General features: G+C 58.2%; 15 protein-coding genes and 2 pseudogenes. 6 read left to right on the top strand and 11 right to left on the bottom strand.

Annotated features, from left to right (window positions below; all coding sequences use genetic code 11):
- Positions 1 to 12: 12 nt before the first annotated feature.
- The 3 genes from AB4N91_RS10940 (at position 13) to ahpF (ending at position 3351) form a co-directional block, all read left to right on the top strand.
- Complete coding sequence (locus AB4N91_RS10940; RefSeq protein WP_282410049.1) at positions 13 to 951, top strand: site-specific integrase; 939 nt, start codon at positions 13 to 15, stop codon at positions 949 to 951.
- 150 nt (positions 952 to 1101) lie between these two features.
- Entirely contained in the window at positions 1102 to 1665 is a 564-nt protein-coding gene (ahpC, locus tag AB4N91_RS10945) for an alkyl hydroperoxide reductase subunit C (protein WP_010460707.1), read from the top strand.
- 123 nt (positions 1666 to 1788) lie between these two features.
- Positions 1789 to 3351: an alkyl hydroperoxide reductase subunit F gene (gene ahpF / locus AB4N91_RS10950; RefSeq protein ID WP_077747745.1), complete on the top strand. Its 1563-nt coding sequence runs from the start codon at positions 1789 to 1791 to the stop codon at positions 3349 to 3351.
- Between the two features lie 131 nt (positions 3352 to 3482).
- Here the strand turns inward: ahpF and gloA are convergent, their stop codons facing one another.
- Positions 3483 to 4004 carry a lactoylglutathione lyase gene (gloA, locus tag AB4N91_RS10955; protein ID WP_010460703.1) on the bottom strand — a complete coding sequence of 174 codons (522 nt, stop codon included), beginning with the start codon at positions 4002 to 4004 and terminating at the stop codon, positions 3483 to 3485.
- 145 nt (positions 4005 to 4149) lie between these two features.
- Between gloA and AB4N91_RS10960 the strand changes: the two genes are divergently transcribed.
- A complete protein-coding gene (locus AB4N91_RS10960; protein WP_460112434.1) occupies positions 4150 to 4674 on the top strand; it encodes a DUF4946 domain-containing protein in 525 nt (174 codons plus the stop codon).
- 176 nt (positions 4675 to 4850) lie between these two features.
- Here AB4N91_RS10960 and AB4N91_RS10965 read toward each other — a convergent pair whose 3' ends face one another.
- The 3 genes from AB4N91_RS10965 to AB4N91_RS10975 form a co-directional block, all read right to left on the bottom strand.
- A complete protein-coding gene (locus AB4N91_RS10965; RefSeq protein ID WP_077747869.1) occupies positions 4851 to 5213 on the bottom strand; it encodes a histone-like nucleoid-structuring protein, MvaT/MvaU family in 363 nt (120 codons plus the stop codon).
- A gap of 232 nt (positions 5214 to 5445) precedes the next feature.
- Complete coding sequence (locus AB4N91_RS10970; RefSeq protein ID WP_460112435.1) at positions 5446 to 6978, bottom strand: EAL domain-containing protein; 1533 nt, start codon at positions 6976 to 6978, stop codon at positions 5446 to 5448.
- Positions 6979 to 7094: 116 nt separating this feature from the next.
- Positions 7095 to 7967 carry a LysR family transcriptional regulator gene (locus AB4N91_RS10975; RefSeq protein ID WP_010460697.1) on the bottom strand — a complete coding sequence of 291 codons (873 nt, stop codon included), beginning with the start codon at positions 7965 to 7967 and terminating at the stop codon, positions 7095 to 7097.
- A gap of 78 nt (positions 7968 to 8045) precedes the next feature.
- Between AB4N91_RS10975 and AB4N91_RS10980 the strand changes: the two genes are divergently transcribed.
- Together AB4N91_RS10980 and hppD are read left to right on the top strand one after the other, a co-directional pair.
- On the top strand, positions 8046 to 8984 hold the full coding sequence (locus AB4N91_RS10980; protein WP_460112436.1) for a DMT family transporter: 939 nt from the start codon (positions 8046 to 8048) through the stop codon (positions 8982 to 8984).
- 249 nt (positions 8985 to 9233) lie between these two features.
- Positions 9234 to 10310, top strand: a complete 1077-nt coding sequence (gene hppD / locus AB4N91_RS10985) for a 4-hydroxyphenylpyruvate dioxygenase (protein ID WP_010460695.1) — start codon at positions 9234 to 9236, stop codon at positions 10308 to 10310.
- A gap of 127 nt (positions 10311 to 10437) precedes the next feature.
- On the opposite strand, the gene rarD is transcribed toward hppD, so the two are convergent.
- The 7 genes and pseudogenes from rarD to AB4N91_RS11020 form a co-directional block, all read right to left on the bottom strand.
- Entirely contained in the window at positions 10438 to 11319 is an 882-nt protein-coding gene (gene rarD / locus AB4N91_RS10990) for an EamA family transporter RarD (RefSeq protein ID WP_010460694.1), read from the bottom strand.
- A 102-nt stretch (positions 11320 to 11421) separates the two neighbouring features.
- Positions 11422 to 12375 (bottom strand): D-2-hydroxyacid dehydrogenase family protein, encoded by a 954-nt coding sequence (locus AB4N91_RS10995; protein ID WP_083376639.1) that lies wholly within the window; start codon positions 12373 to 12375, stop codon positions 11422 to 11424.
- 13 nt (positions 12376 to 12388) lie between these two features.
- Positions 12389 to 13414, bottom strand: a complete 1026-nt coding sequence (locus tag AB4N91_RS11000) for an alpha/beta fold hydrolase (RefSeq protein ID WP_083376640.1) — start codon at positions 13412 to 13414, stop codon at positions 12389 to 12391.
- A gap of 85 nt (positions 13415 to 13499) precedes the next feature.
- On the bottom strand, positions 13500 to 13934 hold the full coding sequence (locus AB4N91_RS11005; protein WP_077747751.1) for a YqaA family protein: 435 nt from the start codon (positions 13932 to 13934) through the stop codon (positions 13500 to 13502).
- On the bottom strand, positions 13934 to 14380 hold the full coding sequence (locus tag AB4N91_RS11010) for a DUF411 domain-containing protein (RefSeq protein WP_010460685.1): 447 nt from the start codon (positions 14378 to 14380) through the stop codon (positions 13934 to 13936). Before AB4N91_RS11010 ends, AB4N91_RS11005 begins: the two co-directional genes overlap by 1 nt.
- A gap of 192 nt (positions 14381 to 14572) precedes the next feature.
- A pseudogene (locus tag AB4N91_RS11015) lies at positions 14573 to 15097 on the bottom strand (methyl-accepting chemotaxis protein); the annotation flags it as partial.
- 387 nt (positions 15098 to 15484) lie between these two features.
- Positions 15485 to 16564: pseudogene (locus AB4N91_RS11020) on the bottom strand (cache domain-containing protein); the annotation flags it as partial.
- Positions 16565 to 16761 lie beyond the last annotated feature (197 nt).

The raw sequence follows: 16761 nt of genomic DNA on the forward strand, positions 1-16761 counted from the left end.
GAGAGATAGCCCATGACCGACCTGGATCGCTACCTGCAAGCCGCCACCCGCGACAACACGCGTCGCAGCTACCGGGCGGCCATCGAGCATTTCGAAGTCAGTTGGGGTGGTTTCCTGCCTGCGACGAGCGACAGCGTGGCGCGTTATCTGGTGGCCCATGCGGGCGTGCTGTCGATCAATACGTTGAAGTTGCGTTTGTCAGCGCTGGCGCAGTGGCATAACAGCCAGGGATTCGCCGACCCCACCAAGTCGCCGGTGGTGCGCAAGGTCTTCAAGGGCATACGGGCGCTGCACCCGGCCCAGGAGAAACAGGCCGAGCCATTGCAGCTTCAGCATTTGGAGCAAGTGGTGGCATGGCTGGAACAGGAGGCCAAAACCGCCAAGGCGCAAAACGATCAGCCAGGATTGCTTCGCGCCAAACGTGACACCGCGCTGATCTTGCTGGGCTTCTGGCGTGGCTTTCGCAGTGATGAATTGTGCCGCGTACAAATCGAACACGTGCAGGCGATCGCCAGTTCAGGCATCACCCTCTACCTGCCGCGCAGCAAAAGCGATCGCGAGAACCTCGGCAAGACTTACCAGACCCCGGCCCTGCAGCGCCTCTGCCCAGTGAACGCCTACATTCAATGGATCACGGAAGCTGCGCTGGTCCGCGGGCCGGTGTTTCGCGGAATCGACCGCTGGGGTCACTTGAGCGAGGAGGGCTTGCACGCCAACAGCGTGATCCCTTTGTTGCGCCAGGCCTTGGAACGTGCCGGCATTTCGGCGGACCACTACACCAGCCATTCCCTGCGCCGCGGCTTTGCCAGTTGGGCCCATCAGAGTGGTTGGGATCTGAAATCGTTGATGAGTTATGTGGGTTGGAAGGATGTGAAGTCAGCCATGCGCTATGTTGAAGTCAGCCCGTTTCTCGGGATGGCCCGAGTCGCTGAAAAGCCATTGGTGAGCTAGATACCGTTTTCTTCTATTAATACTGTCCGCTAATAGCGAAAACCAATCAGCAGCATGAGCTTTGCCAATGAGCCAGGCGGCGATCGAGTGGGTAGGATTCACCCCATCAACTTCTCAACCAAACTTTTCAACCCTGACGGAGAGTCATCGATGCCTATCATCAACAGCCAAGTTAAACCGTTCAAAGCTGACGCCTTCAAAAATGGCGACTTCGTAAAAGTGTCGGACGCTGACCTGAAAGGCAAGTGGTCTGTCGTGTTCTTCTACCCAGCCGACTTCACCTTCGTTTGCCCGACCGAACTGGAAGACCTGGCTGACAACTACGACGCGTTCCAGAAACTGGGCGTCGAGATCTACAGCGTTTCCACCGACACCCATTTTGCCCACGCTGCCTGGCACAACACTTCGCCAGCCATCGGCAAAATCCAGTACACCATGATCGGCGACCCGACTCACGCCATCTCCCGCAACTTCGACGTGCTGATCGAAGACGCTGGCCTGGCTGACCGTGGCACCTTCGTGATCAACCCTGAAGGCCAGATCAAAATCGTTGAACTGAACGATGGCGGCGTTGGCCGTGACGCTTCCGAGCTGCTGCGCAAAATCAAGGCTGCCCAGTACGTCGCTGCTCACCCAGGCCAGGTTTGCCCAGCCAAGTGGAAAGAAGGCGAGGCCACTCTGGCTCCGTCCCTGGACCTGGTCGGCAAGATCTAAGTCTGTGAAAGTACTATCAGGGCGGGTTTCCGCACCTCAGTAAGCTGCAACCGCCCTCAAAAACGCCCGGGCGAGATTCGCTCGGGCGTTTTTTTTCGTCTCAAGTAAAAGGAAATCGCCCGTATGTTGGACGCCAATCTTAAAGCCCAGTTGAAATCGTACCTGGAACGGGTCACCCAGCCGATCGAGATCATTGCTTCCCTCGACGACGGTGCGAAATCCCAGGAAATGCTCGAACTCCTGAAAGACGTTGCCAGTCTTTCCAGCCAGATTACGTTGTTAGATAACGGTGACGATGCACGCAAGCCATCGTTCTCGATCAATCGCCCGGGTGCCGATATCAGCCTGCGTTTTGCCGGCATCCCGATGGGCCATGAATTCACTTCGTTGGTGTTGGCCTTGCTGCAAGTGGGCGGCCACCCTTCGAAGGCCAGTGTCGAAGTGATCGAGCAGATCCGTTCGCTCAAAGGCGAGTTCAGCTTCGAGACCTACTTCTCGCTGTCCTGCCAGAACTGCCCGGACGTGGTCCAGGCGCTGAACCTGATGGCGGTACTGAACCCGAACATCCGCCACGTCGCCATCGACGGCGCGTTGTTTCAGGCCGAAGTCGATGATCGTCAGATCATGGCCGTGCCAAGCATTTACCTCAACGGCGTGAACTTCGGCCAGGGCCGCATGGGCCTGGAAGAAATCCTCGCCAAGATCGACACCAGCGGCATCGAGCGCCAGGCCGAGAAAATCAGCGCCAAGGAAGCCTTTGACGTATTGGTCGTCGGCGGTGGCCCGGCAGGTGCTTCGGCAGCGATCTACGCTGCTCGTAAAGGCATTCGCACCGGTGTGGCGGCTGAGCGTTTTGGTGGGCAGGTGCTCGACACCATGGCCATCGAGAACTTCATCTCTGTGCAGGAAACCGAAGGCCCGAAACTGGCAGTAGCGCTGGAAGAACACGTCAAGCAATACGACGTCGATATCATGAACCTGCAACGCGCCGACAAACTGGTGCCGGGCAAGAACGGTGAGTTGCACGAGGTCCATTTCGCCAGTGGCGCGACCCTGAAAGCCAGGACCGTGATCCTCGCGACCGGTGCGCGGTGGCGTGAAATGAACGTCCCGGGCGAGCAGCAATACCGCAACAAAGGCGTGGCGTACTGCCCGCACTGTGATGGTCCGCTGTTCAAAGGCAAGCGCGTGGCGGTGATTGGCGGCGGTAACTCCGGCGTCGAAGCGGCCATCGATCTGGCGGGCATCGTGTCTCATGTCACGTTGCTGGAGTTCGATGTACAACTGCGCGCTGACGCGGTCTTGCAACGCAAGTTGCACAGCCTGCCGAACGTCACTGTGATCACCAGTGCGCAAACCACTGAAGTGTTGGGCGACGGTCAGAAGGTCAATGGCCTGCGTTACAAGGATCGTCAGTCTGACGAGCTGCGTAACGTAGAGCTGGAAGGGATCTTCGTGCAGATCGGTTTGCTGCCCAACACCGATTGGCTCAAAGGCACCATCGAGCTGTCGCCTCGCGGCGAGATCATCGTCGATGCCCGTGGTGAAACGTCGATGCCGGGCGTGTTCGCTGCCGGTGACGTCACCACCGTGCCGTACAAGCAGATCGTGATTGCAGTGGGCGAGGGCGCCAAGGCTTCGCTGAGCGCATTCGATCACCTGATCCGCACCTCCGCGCCGGCTTAAACACCAACGCTGAAACACAAAACCCCATGAGCGATCATGGGGTTTTTGTGTGCGTGATACTGATCGTTCCCAAGCTCTGCGTGGTAACGCCTACCGGGCTGAATTCCACGCAGAGCTTGGCAGCGAATTTTTCACATCGGTGCCGGTTGGATGATCTCGACCCAGTACGCATCCGGGTCTTTGATAAAGGCCAGGCTCTTCATGCGCCCGTCGTTCAGGCGTTTCTGGAAATCGCAGCCCAGCGCTTCGAAACGTTCGCACGCCGCACGGATGTCCGGCACGGAGATGCAGATATGGCCGAAGCCGCGCGGGTCGGTGTTGCCGTTGTGGTAGGCGAAATCCGCGTCGTTCTCGGTGCCGTGGTTGTGGGTCAGTTCGAGAATGCCAGGGATCGATTTCATCCATTCGGTACGGGCGGCGGCGTCGGCCGGAATCTGGTTTTTATCAACCAGCGCCAGGAAATACAGACTGAACTCGGCTTCCGGGAAGTCGCGCTTTTCCACCAGCGAAAAACCCAGGATGCGCGTGTAGAAATCCAGGGACTTGGTGATGTCCTTGACCCGTAGCATGGTGTGGTTGAAGACGAACTTCTGGGTGGCGGTGTCAGGTTGAGCGGTCACGCCGGGGAAAGTGTTCAATTCGTGCAGGCTCATGGGCCCTCCGGAAAATAAGTGGGGCTAACGAATGGCGACAATGATACGCAAGGGCTGGGACATCACCAAACGCTAAGAGTCTGCTATTGCCTGACGGACGGGTGAGGCTCAGACTTTGCGGTTCAATCCGTGAGTGCTCATTGCAATGATCCGATTCTGTAAATCGACGTGGGTCCTGTTTTTCCTGTTGTCAGGTGTCGCCAGCGCTCAAGCGGATGCACCGGTGGTGACCTGGCCGAAGGGCTGGGAGGTGGAAGCCGTTCCGCAAGATAATGCCAAGCCAGGGGTTTCCCGACAGCGCGCGGTGAAAGTCGACCAAGGCGGCACGCCGGTAATGGTGATGGAATTGACCATGACTCAAGTAGAAAGCGGTCATCAGGTCAATCTGGAGGGTGTGCTGCTGGAAATGCGCAAGTCGGTGCAGAAGGACTTCTTTCAAGGCGGCTATCAAAGTGTCTGCAACAAAATTCATCCGGCGACCTTGAGCCGCTTATCGGGATTGGAAACTACCTGCACGATTACGCAGAATGGTCGACATGTGCTGTCGCAAACATTGGTCGCAGCGGTGGATGCCGATAAGGCCTATGTTCTTTCCTACGCGGGGCAGGCCGAGGCTTATAAGGCAAGTGAGGATGAAATTGCGGCGGCTCGTAACAGCTTGAAACTTTAGTTGCGGGTTTGCGTGACTGCAGATTTCAGCGCGATCTGAAATCTTTAGATACCCAAACGGATTAAGCATAAAGTTTAGTCGGCAAGTAGCGAGTTGAACGACTCCCCTCGTTGCATTGAGAGGCCGGCCATAAAAAAAGCCCTGCATTGGCAGGGCTTGTTTATCACCGCGAGTGCTTAGCCTCGCAGCCAGGAATCTACGGTGGCGGCACCGTATTGTTCCTTCCAGGCTTTCAGGCCACGGTGGTTGCCGCCCTTGGTTTCAATCAGCTCACCGGTATGCGGGTTGTGATAAACCTTGACCACACGGGCGCGACGGGTTTTAGGGGCTGCTGCCTGCAGACCGGATTTTGCCGGGTTCGGATCGAGGATGGCGATGATGTCGCGCAGGCTTTTGCCGTAGGTTTTCATCAGCCCCTGGAGCTTTTCTTCGAATTCGATTTCTTTCTTGAGCCCGGCATCATTCTTCAGCGATTCCAGCTGCTTGAGCTGTTCTTGAAGGGCCTTTTCAGCGGCACGAAATTCAGCGAGTCTGGACAAATTCATTACTCCAATAGTGTGTTTGGCTGATACCAACCGCAAACAAAGCTATAAGCCAAGAGCCTTGAAGCGACTCGGTGATAGTGGCTCACCTGCCAATCTTGCGCAGGCATGAAAAATTGTAGTAGTTAATTGGCCAAGAGTAAATCCTGTCTTTTTCTTCATGTAACTACAGTAGTCTTTTGATTCAATTTGGTGCGCTGCTTCGTTGCCTCGTCGCTTAAACCGCAGGTTAATGGTGCCTTAATGCATTAATGAATTCGGCTCCTGGCATCGGTCGACCGAACAAATAACCTTGCAGAAAGTTCACGCCGTGTGCGGCCAGATAGTCACTTTGCTCCTCGGTTTCCACGCCTTCGGCGACGATGCCCAGATCAAGCTTGGCCGACAATTCGATAATGCTGTCCAGAATGTGCCGGGAAAGCGCGTCAACGCCGATCATCGCGACAAAACTCTGATCGATTTTCAGAAAGTCCACATTGAACTGACGCAGATAACCGAGGCTTGAGTGACCTGTGCCAAAGTCATCGATAGCGATCATTACGCCCAAGGTGCGAAGCCGCTCGAACAGCAGGTGCGTAATGGCCGTTGGTTCAATCAGTTCGCGCTCGGTCAATTCCAGCACCAGGTGGATGGCCCCTGGTGCGAAGGCACTGAGAAACTCCCGGCAGTCTTCGACCAGGTCCAAGTCCTTGCAATGACTGGCGGTGATGTTGATGCCAATGTGAAATGGCCCATCGAACGAAGCAGCGGCAGGCGCCAACAGCGCCGCGGTGTGTCGCATCAACGAGCGGGTCATTGGCACGATCAACCCGGAATGCTCGGCAAAAGGAATGAACAGGTCCGGGCGTACCAGGCCTTCCTTCGGGTGATTCCAGCGCATCAACACCTCGGCGCCGGACCAGGTTTTAGTATCGCCATGCACCACGGGCTGAAAGTACGGAACAAACTCACCGGCCTCCAGCGCACGCTGCATTTCATGGCTGGGGGACGACGAGCGTTTTTGCAGGACATGTCCGATTGCGCCCGAGACCACGCCGAAGAAGATCAGCAAACTGAACAGCGGTGGGTACTCGCTGTTCATGTAGCGCCAGGTTTCACCCTCGGGGAAACCGGCTGCGACCGTAAAACCATAACGCGTGGACGTCAGTTTGCTTTCGGCTACGGGCGGGACGGGAAGGGCGACATCGTGAACCTTGCCGTCGGCGGATAACCAGTTGGGACCGACTTGCAGCAACAGGATCGTCTTGCGACCAATCATGCGCAGCACGTTGCTCAGGTGATAACCGTCCAGCGTACTTAAAGCTCCCTGTTTTCCTTCGCCCAGTCGATACACCAGTATCGCAGTGTCAGGCGTGACCAGGTTGCCTTTCATCAGTAGCAACCGGCCTTTGGAGTAGTCGCCGGCACTGAGCTGTTCGTGGTAGTCACCGAACAAAGAACTGCAATAAATGCTGTCGTCCCACACCAGATTCGTCGCGCGCACGAATGGACCGCGGGTGACCTGTTCACGCAGGGCCAATTTGACGTCTTTGCAGCTTTGGCCGGCCAGCGGCAGCAGTTCTCGTGCCGCCTGGGCGTTACGGTCGAGCATCAGTTCGAATTGGCGGATGGCTTCTTCGGCCGTCAGCTCGGTGCTCTGCTTGAGCGCACGCTCGGCCTGCATATAGAGAATGACAACCCCCAACAGCACCGGGAGTACCCCGCTCAAAACGGTCACAGCCATTCGTTTGCCGCGTTTGTGGGTCTTGGCGTTTAGTGGCATTCACAAAGCCTGTGACGAAGGGATACGGCTCTCAAATGCAGGGAGGACAACGGCACGCCTCCCAAAAAAGAGTTCAGGTAGTGGGCATGATAGATGGCTGTCGGTACTTATGCCGGTCAACGATAGTCAAGGTTTGTAGCCATTTGGATAAACGCCAGCGTTGCGGGCGACGACTGACGCTGGTCGAGCACCGCCAGACCTACCTGCCGATTGACGGATGGAGACAGCGGTTTTTTCACGTAGCGGCTGTCGTTGTCGTCGGGCAACGAACCTTCGGCGACCACGGTCACGGCATCGCCTCGGCCTACCGTGTCGAGGGTGCTGAGCAGCTGCGAGCAGCGATAACGGATGTTCGGTGTCAGCCGGGCAGCCGTGAACAGCCGTGAAACCAGCTCCGAAGACCCGGCTTCGGTCAGCACGAACGGGTCGTGACACAAGTCGCTCAAACTCAGGCTGTCGCGACCGGTCAGCGGGTGATCGGAGGGCAACAGCGCGACCATCCGGTCTTCGATCAGCCTGAAGGTATCGAAGCGATCTTCGGGCAGCACCACGAAACCGATATCGATTCGTCGTTCTTCCAGCCACTGGATAATCTGCCGGTCCGGACCTTCGTCGATGTGCACTTCGATACCGGGGTGAGCGGCGCGGTAGTGCGCCAGGATCTGTGGCAGCAGTTTGATCGATGAGGTGGGGCCGAACGAGCCGATGCGCAGGGTGCCGCGCTTCATCCCGCGAGCGTCGGCGGCTTCCTGGCGCAAGGTGTCGGCCAACCCGAGCATGGCCCGGGCGCGCGACAAGAGCTGTAGACCGATGTCGCTCGGCTCGACTTGGGACTGGTGGCGCCGGAACAACTCGACACCCAATTCCTGTTCCAGCGACTTCAAGGCATGCGACACCGCCGATTGGGAGATCCCCAGCCGATTGGCCGCCGCCGTGAACCCGCGCAGTTCGGCGACCAGCGAAAAAATCTCGAGTTGTGTCAGGGTCATGAGTCTTTACTCATTTTACGATGATCATGCATTAGTCGAATGATACGTCATCTTCCCTGACTGAAGTCCTTGCACCTCATGAATGCTTACGCGCAAACAACCTCATCGGATGTGCCGGTTTATTTGAAACTCGCCGCCGTCACCATGATCTGGGGCGGGACGTTCGTGGCTGGCCGGTTTCTCGCGGACAGCCTCAGCCCATTGTTCGCCGCCAGCCTCAGATTCCTCCTGGCCAGCGTGGCATTGCTGCTGTTTTTGCTGCTGGCCCGCGTACCACTGGCGAAACCGAGCCCCGGGCAGTGGCTGCAACTGGCGCTGCTGGGGTTCTTCGGCATCTTCTTCTACAACCTGTGCTTCTTTTATGGACTGCATTACATCAATGCATCGCGTGCGTCATTGATTGTGGCGCTGAATCCCGCCGTGATCGGACTGGCGTCGTGGCTGCTGTTCAAGGAGCGCTTGAGTCGGGCGAAGGTTATCGGGATCGCGATCTGTATCGCCGGGGCGAGTCTGGTGATCGTCAGTCGCAACCCGCATTTACTGGTCGACAACGCCGACGCGTGGATCGGTGACCTGCTGATTTTCGGCTGCGTGCTCGGCTGGGGGATTTACTCGCTGTTCTCCAAAGAACTGAACCACTCGCTGGGGCCGGTGCAGACGGTGGCGTATTCGATTCTGCTCGGCACCCTGATGCTGTGGGTGGCAAGTGCGATACGGGGTGAACTGAGTGTCAGCGCGCTCATCAGCCTCGGTCCGCAGCAATGGATGAGCCTTATGTACCTGGGTGTATTGGGCTCGGCGCTGGCCTACATCGGCTATTACGATGGCATTCGCCAAATCGGCGCGACACGTTCGGGGGTGTTCATTGCCCTGAATCCGCTGACGGCGGTGATCCTCGGCGCGTTACTGTTGGGCGAGCAGTTGACGCTGACGATGTGCCTGGGAGGCGGGCTGATTCTTGCGGGGATTTTCCTGTGCAACAAACCCCTTGCGCGAGCAGGGAAAAAGGGGATTTGATACAGAAGGCGGACAAACCTATTTACGCTGTGTAGAATCGGGTTACGCATACAATAATAATCGTCTTCTGCCAGCAGAAGCCTCGCCCGCATCAGCCTTGGGTCGACAATGAAAAGTTTTGGGTTTCAATTGATCTACGGTGACTTCCTCGCCCGCAGCGTGCGGGGCATCTCCTGCGCGCCACCCGCCGGCTTCAGCATTCTTAGCAACTAACGTTCCGTTAATTCTAAAAAATGATGAGGCGCCAAAATGGCAGATTTATACGAAAACCCAATGGGCCTGATGGGCTTTGAGTTCATCGAGTTCGCATCGCCGACCCCGAACACCCTGGAGCCGATCTTCGAGATCATGGGCTTCACCAAGGTCGCGACCCATCGCTCCAAAGACGTGCACCTGTATCGCCAGGGCCAGATCAACCTGATCCTCAACAACGAACCGCACAGCGTTGCTTCGTACTTCGCGGCCGAGCACGGCCCGTCGGTGTGCGGCATGGCGTTCCGCGTCAAGGATTCGCAACTGGCCTACAAGCGCGCGCTGGAAATCGGCGCCCAGCCGATCCACATCGAAACCGGGCCGATGGAACTGAACCTGCCGGCGATCAAAGGCATTGGCGGCGCGCCGCTGTACCTGATCGACCGTTTTGGTGAAGGCAGCTCGATCTACGACATCGACTTCGTGTTCATCGAAGGTGTTGACCGCAACCCGGTCGGCGCCGGTCTGAAAATCATCGATCACCTGACCCACAACGTGTATCGCGGTCGCATGGCGTATTGGGCCAACTTCTACGAGAAGCTGTTCAACTTCCGTGAGATCCGTTACTTCGACATCAAGGGCGAATACACCGGCCTGACCTCCAAGGCCATGACCGCGCCGGACGGCATGATCCGCATCCCGCTGAACGAAGAATCGTCCAAGGGCGCCGGGCAGATCGAAGAGTTCCTGATGCAGTTCAACGGTGAGGGCATCCAGCACGTGGCCTTCCTCAGCGATGACCTGATCAAGACCTGGGATCACCTGAAAAGCATCGGCATGCGCTTCATGACCGCGCCACCGGAAACCTACTACGAAATGCTCGAAGGCCGCCTGCCGAACCACGGCGAGCCGGTCGATCAGCTGCAATCGCGTGGGATCCTGCTGGACGGTTCGTCCGAGTCGGGCGACAAGCGTCTGTTGCTGCAGATTTTCTCGGAAACCCTGATGGGGCCGGTGTTCTTCGAATTCATCCAGCGTAAAGGCGACGACGGTTTCGGCGAAGGCAACTTCAAGGCACTGTTCGAATCGATCGAGCGTGATCAGGTTCGCCGCGGTGTACTCGCCACCGATTAAGCCGCTTCACCGTTAAAACTGCAGGAGTGAGCCTGCTCGCGATAGCGTCGTCAAATTCAACATCATTGTTGACTGACAGATAGCTATCGCGGGCAGGCTCACTCCTGCATTTGGTTTTGTGTAGGGCTTAAGGTTTGCGATGCCGAACCAGGTGCTTGAACCCTTCAAACACCAGCACTACCACCGCCAGCCAGATCGGAATATAAGTCAACCATTCCCCGGGCTTGATGCTTTCCCCAAGCAGCAATGCAACGCCCAGCAGCAACACCGGCTCTACATAACTCAACAGCCCGAACAGACTGAACGGCAACAACCGGCTGGCGATGATGTAGACCACCAGCGCCGACGCGCTGATCACTCCGAGTATCGGGATTAGCAGCGACAACCACGGGTGTTGATCAAACACGCCGAAACCCTGTTCGCCACTCTGCACGAACCAGAACGCCACCGGCAGCGTCAACGCCATGTCCAGCCATAAACCGCCAAGGTTGTCGGCGGCCAGGCGCTTGCGCAGGATGAAATACAAGGGATAGCCGATGCAGACCAGCAAGGTTGCCCAGGAAAAACCACCGACCTGATACACCTCGTTGATCACCCCAAGGCAGGCCAGCACCACGGCGATTTTTTGCAGATACGAGAGGCGCTCGCCATAGGCGATCCGCCCGGTCAGGACCATGGTCAGCGGCAACAGAAAATAGCCGAGCGACACATCCAGGCTGTAGCCGTTGAGCGGCGCCCACATGAACAGCCAAAGCTGCACGCCGAGCAGGGCAGAGGAGGCGATCAGGCCGGCGATCAGTTTGCGATTCCCGGCGATACGCCGAAAAATCTCGACCACGCGTTTCCATTCGCCGGAAACCATCATGAACACGGTCATGCACGGCACGGTCAGCAGCATGCGCCAGCCGAAAATCTCCACGCCGCTCAAGGGGGTGAGCAGCGAGGTGTAGTAATACATGACGGCAAACAGCACCGAGGCCGAGACCGATAAAGCGATACCTTTAGACAAACTGCCCTCGCGAGGTTGAACGTGAAACGGGCGCAGAGGATACGTGGTTTTCGCGTTCAGTATTGACCAACATCGATCGAGTGCGAGAGCGGCGCTTCGGTCCTAGCTCAGAAGGCGAATCGGCTCACCCGCCGACCACGCTTGAATGTCCTCGATCATTTGCGAAAAGAACTGATGGTAGTTCTGTTGGCTGACGTACCCGACATGCGGAGTCGCCAAAACGTTGTCCAGCGTCCTGAACGGATGATTCACCGGCAATGGCTCGATGTCGAACACATCCAGTGCCGCCCCCGCGAGTCGATTCTTTTGCAAGGCCTTGATCAGCGCAGCCTCATCGACAATCGGTCCGCGGGCGGTGTTGACCAGCAGCGCCGAGGGTTTCATCCAGTCCAGCGCCTGGGCGTCGACCAATCCGCGGCTGCGATCACTGAGCACCAGATGAACCGACAGCACATCGGCCTGCTCGAACAGTTCCTGCTTGCTGACATAGGTCACGCCCACTTCAGCGGCACGTTCGGCCGTGAGGTTTTCGCTCCACGCGATCACCCGCATCCCGAACACCTGACCGAACTGCGCGACCCGTTGGCCGATGCTGCCAAGGCCGAGGATCGCCAGTGTCTTGCCGTGCAAGTCACCGCCCAGGCCTTGCTGCCATTTCCCGGCGCGCAAGGCATTGGCTTCGGCCACGAGATTGCGGGTCGCGGCCATTATCAACGCCCAGGTCAGTTCTGGAGCGGCGTGTTTGTAGCTGTCGGTGCCACTGACCTGGATACCCAGTGCCGCAGCGGCCTTGAGATCCAGCGCAGCATTACGCATACCACCGGTGACCAGCAGCTTGAGTGTCGGCAATTGGCGCAGAAGATCTTCATCGAAGCGGGTGCGTTCGCGCATTACGCAGATCACTTCGAATTTACCCAGACGCTCCGCCAGGGTTGCGTTGTCGGCGGGGTAATCATGGATGAAACTCACCTCGCCGAGGCTGTCCAGCACTGACCAGTCGACCACGTCACGGGCCACGTCCTGCCAATCATCGATCACCGCAATCTGCACCGCCATCAGCCTTACCTCATTAACGCACGGGATTGGTTTTGTTCAGCCAGTCGAGCAATGCCTGGTGGAATTTCGCCGGTTCTTCCATCTGCGGCGCGTGGCCCATGCCGGGGAATTCAACCAGTGTGGACTGCGGAATCAACTTTGCCACTTGCTTGCCGAGCACGTCGTAATGACCGAGCCTGGCCTTGACCTCCGGGGAGGCAATGTCACTGCCGATGGCCGTGGTGTCGGACGTGCCGATCAGCAACAGCGTCGGCATCTTCAGGTCCTTGAACTCGTAGTACACCGGCTGGGTGAAGATCATGTCGTAGATCAACGCCGAGTTCCAGGCCACCTGTGTGTGCCCCGGGCCTTTGTTCAAGCCGGCAAGCATATCGACCCAGCGATCGAATTCAGGCTTCCAGCGGCCACCGTAATAGGTGTTGCGTTCATAGGTGCGGATGCCGTCGGCGCTGAGCTTGAGTTCGCGCTCGTACCACTGATCGACGGTGCGATAGGGCACGCCAAGGGCTTTCCAGTCTTCCAGGCCAATGGGATTGACCAGCGCCAGTTGCTCGACCTGATCGGGGTATTGCAACGCATAGCGTGTGGCGAGCATGCCGCCGGTGGAGTGCCCGAGCACGCTGGACTTCTGGATGCCAAGCGCTTTGAGCAGTTGCTGGGTATTGGTCGCCAGTTGCTGGAATGTGTACTGATAGTTGTCGGGTTTACTGGAGGTGCAGAAACCAATCTGGTCCGGCGCAATCACCCGGTAACCGGCTTCGCTCAGGGCTTTGATCGAACTGTCCCAAGTGGCGCCGCAGAAGTTTTTGCCATGCATCAACACCACGCTGCGCCCGTTGGCCTTGCCGTGGGCGGCGACGTCCATGTAACCCATCTGCAAGGATTTGCCTTGGGACTCGAACGAGAAGTGCTTGACCGTATACGGGTACTCGAACCCTTGCAGTTCCGGCCCGTATTCCGGGCCTTCGGCGTGAGCCAGAACAGGCAGTGCAGCGGTCAGAAACAGGCCGGGCAGCCAACGGGAGAGGGGAAGGGACATGGGTGAACTCCATAGAAAACCCGCCGATGCTGGATCGGCATGATTAGGGCGACATTAAAGACAGGCAATCGCCGCCGCCGATCGTTCAACCGATCCAGCCGAGCGTGGCCAGGGCCAGCACGCCATAACGAGCACCTTTGGCGAGCGTCACGATCAGCAGGAACCGCCCAAGCGGCTCGCGCATGACGCCGGCCACCAACGTCAGCGGGTCACCGATGATTGGCACCCAACTCAGCAGCAATGACCAATGACCATAGCGTTGATAGTGTTTTCGGGCCTGTTCCAGATGGCGCGGGCTGACCGGAAACCAGCGCCGGTCGCGAAACCGCTCGATGCGACAGCCGAGCCACCAATTCACCACCGAACCGAGGACATTACCCAGCGTCGCGACGGCCAGCAGCAACCATAGCCAATACTGTTCGCTGAGCAACAGCCCCACGAGCAGCGCTTCGGACTGCAACGGCAGCAAGGTCGCGGCACCGAACGCCGCGAAGAACAGCCCGATGTAGGCGCCACCCATCAATGGGCCGGGTAGTCCGCCACCACCACATCAGTGCCGTCCTTTTTCAGGCCGATCACTTGATAGGCATCGCTCATGCCGTCCATTTCCATGCCCGGCGAACCCATAGGCATGCCCGGTGCCGCAACACCCAGCAGGTCATTGCGTTTGCTCAAGGCCAGGACTTGATCCGCAGGCACATGGCCTTCGACGAATTTGCCGTTGATCAGGCCGGTGTGGCAGGACGCCAGGCGTGGAGGCACGCCGTGCTGCTGCTTGAATTCGCTCATGTTGGATTCGACGTGGTCTTCAACCTTGAAGCCGTTGGCCTCGAGGTGGCTGATCCATTTTTTGCAGCAGCCGCAGTTGGCGTCACGGTGGACTTCGATCGGGACCAGGTCGGCGGCCTGGGCCATGGAGGAGATAAAAAGGGCGCTCAGGGCGACCAGACGCAGGTGGATTCGCATGGGGGATCTCGTCTCGGGTTGCGGCCAAAAAGATGCATTTTGACCATTTTTTGCCGGGAAGAGATACGAGGTTGTTTCGAAGTAATACAGGTACGCCAAGCTGTCGTGGCGAGGGGGCACGCCCCCTCACCACAAAGATCCTCACCAGACCCAACTCCCCGGCCACAGGGAGCATGTGTAATTCAGCAGCGATCAACGAACCTTGAACCGCCCCATGATCGAGCTGACTCGCGCGTTGGCTTGCAGCAGTTGTTGGGTATTAAGCTCGCTGGCCTGGCCGCTTTTCACCAGCTCATCCACCATGTGACGGATCTGCACCATGCTGCGGTTGATCTCTTCGGTCACCGCGCTTTGCTGCTCGGCGGCGGTGGCGATCTGCGTACTCAGGCTGTTGATGTGGCTGACCGAGCCGGCCATTTCATCCAGGCCCGTGTTGACCCGCGCCGTGGCGTCGGCGGCAGACTGGCAACTGGCCTGGGTATTTTCCATCGCAGTTACAGACGAACTCACGCCTTGGGTCAGGCGCTTGAGCATTTCATTGATTTGCGAAGTGCTGGCTTGCGTGCGGGCGGCGAGGGCGCGGACTTCATCGGCGACGACCGCGAAACCGCGACCTTGCTCACCGGCCCGGGCCGCTTCGATCGCGGCGTTGAGCGCCAGTAAGTTGGTCTGCCCGGCAATCGCGCCAATCACCCCGAGGATTTCGGTGATGCGTTGCGCGTCTTCCTGCATGCTTTCGACCTTATGGGTGGCGCTCGCCACTTCGTCGATCAAGGCGATCACGCTGCTGGACGCTTCACCGACCACGACCCGTGAACGATCGGCGTTCTCGTTGGCGCGCTGGGTGAAGGCCGCCGTTTCAGCGGCGTTCTGCGCTACGCTTTCGGCGGTCGAACTCATCTCGGTAATCGCCGTGACCGTCTGATCCGTTTCAGACGCATGGCGCACCAGAATCTGACTGGTGTGGGCGGAAGTCCGCTGCAGGTTGTCCAGGCTGGAGGCCATGGCACCGGTGGCCTGGGTGACTTCGCCGATCATGTTCTGCAAATAAATGATGAAGGCGTTGACCGAGTGCCCGATGGCGCCCAGTTCGTCTTCGGCGCGGATAGTGATGCGCTTGGTCAGGTCGGCATCGCCCGCGGACAGGGCATCAATGTTGGCTTTGAGGATTTTCATCCGCTGGATCAGTTGGCGAATCGCATAGATCTGCAGCAACACCAGCAGAATCACCATCGGGATTTGCAGCAGGCTCAAGGTACTGAGCACATCGTCACGCTGGGCGGTGATCAGCGAGGTCGGCAGGGCCGTGGCGAGGAACCACGGGGTGCCTTCGATCGGGCGCATGAAGAAGGTGTTGGCTTCACCGTTGTTGTCGAACTCGACCCGCTGCGACTGATCACGGTTTTGCAGGCCGGCCTTCACTTGACTGGCGAACGGCGAGTTGCCGGCCAGCTCACTGATGTTCTTCAGCACGATTGGCCCACTGATCCGCGAGCTGTTGCTGATGATCTTGCCGTCGGCTTCGACGATCAGCATTTCGGCGCCGAGGTCTTTTTCCTTGCGGGCGATCAAGTCATTGAAGAAGCCCAGCGTCACGTCGATAGTCGAGACGCCATACGCCGCGCCATTTTTCTGAATGGCCATGGCGCAGTTGGTCCGTGGCTCGGCGCTGGCGTCATCTTTATAGGCCGCGGCCCAGGCGCATTGGCCGCGCGGGGTTTGCATGCCGCCCTTGTACCAGGTCTGGTCGTAATAGTTGGGAGCGGCGTCACTGTTCCAGAACGTATTGACCGCCAGCTTGCCCGAGGCGTCGCGGTGCCAGAAGGTGCTGAACTTGTTACGCCCGGCCTCACGCTGGCCGGGTAACGGCCAGATACCGCCTCCGAACACTTTCAACTCGCCGTATTGATCGACCAGGCCTGGCAGCACCGTGTCGATGGCGGCGCTGTCGAGCAACGGAATGGTCTGGGTGATGCTGCGCTGTTGCGCCTGAACCTTGTTCAGTTCGCCCTGGATTTGCTCGGCCACTTCGGCGATGCGGTTGAGGGCCACCTGTTCTTCGGTGTGACGAAGCTTGGGGGCGACCAACTGGCTGATGCCGACCACCGTGAGGACGAACAACAGCAGGATGAACAGGACCAGAAACAGCGTGTAACGAGCCTGGATGGTGCGGAATGCGGGCATGGGACCGGTCCTTGTGCAGCGTTCTTATTGTGGTTTTCGGAATGAAAATCGGCGCTTCGAAGAGCTATCGGCTTGCAAGGGACGAGCTTTAGGTACGGACGTGCTAGAAAGGGGTGGGGTGACGAGCGGTCAAGGGCCGGACAGTGTCGATGTTGATACAAATAAACTAACCAAGACGTACAAGAGGCTGATTAGTT

The organism is Pseudomonas sp. H3_D04, from assembly GCF_054669175.1.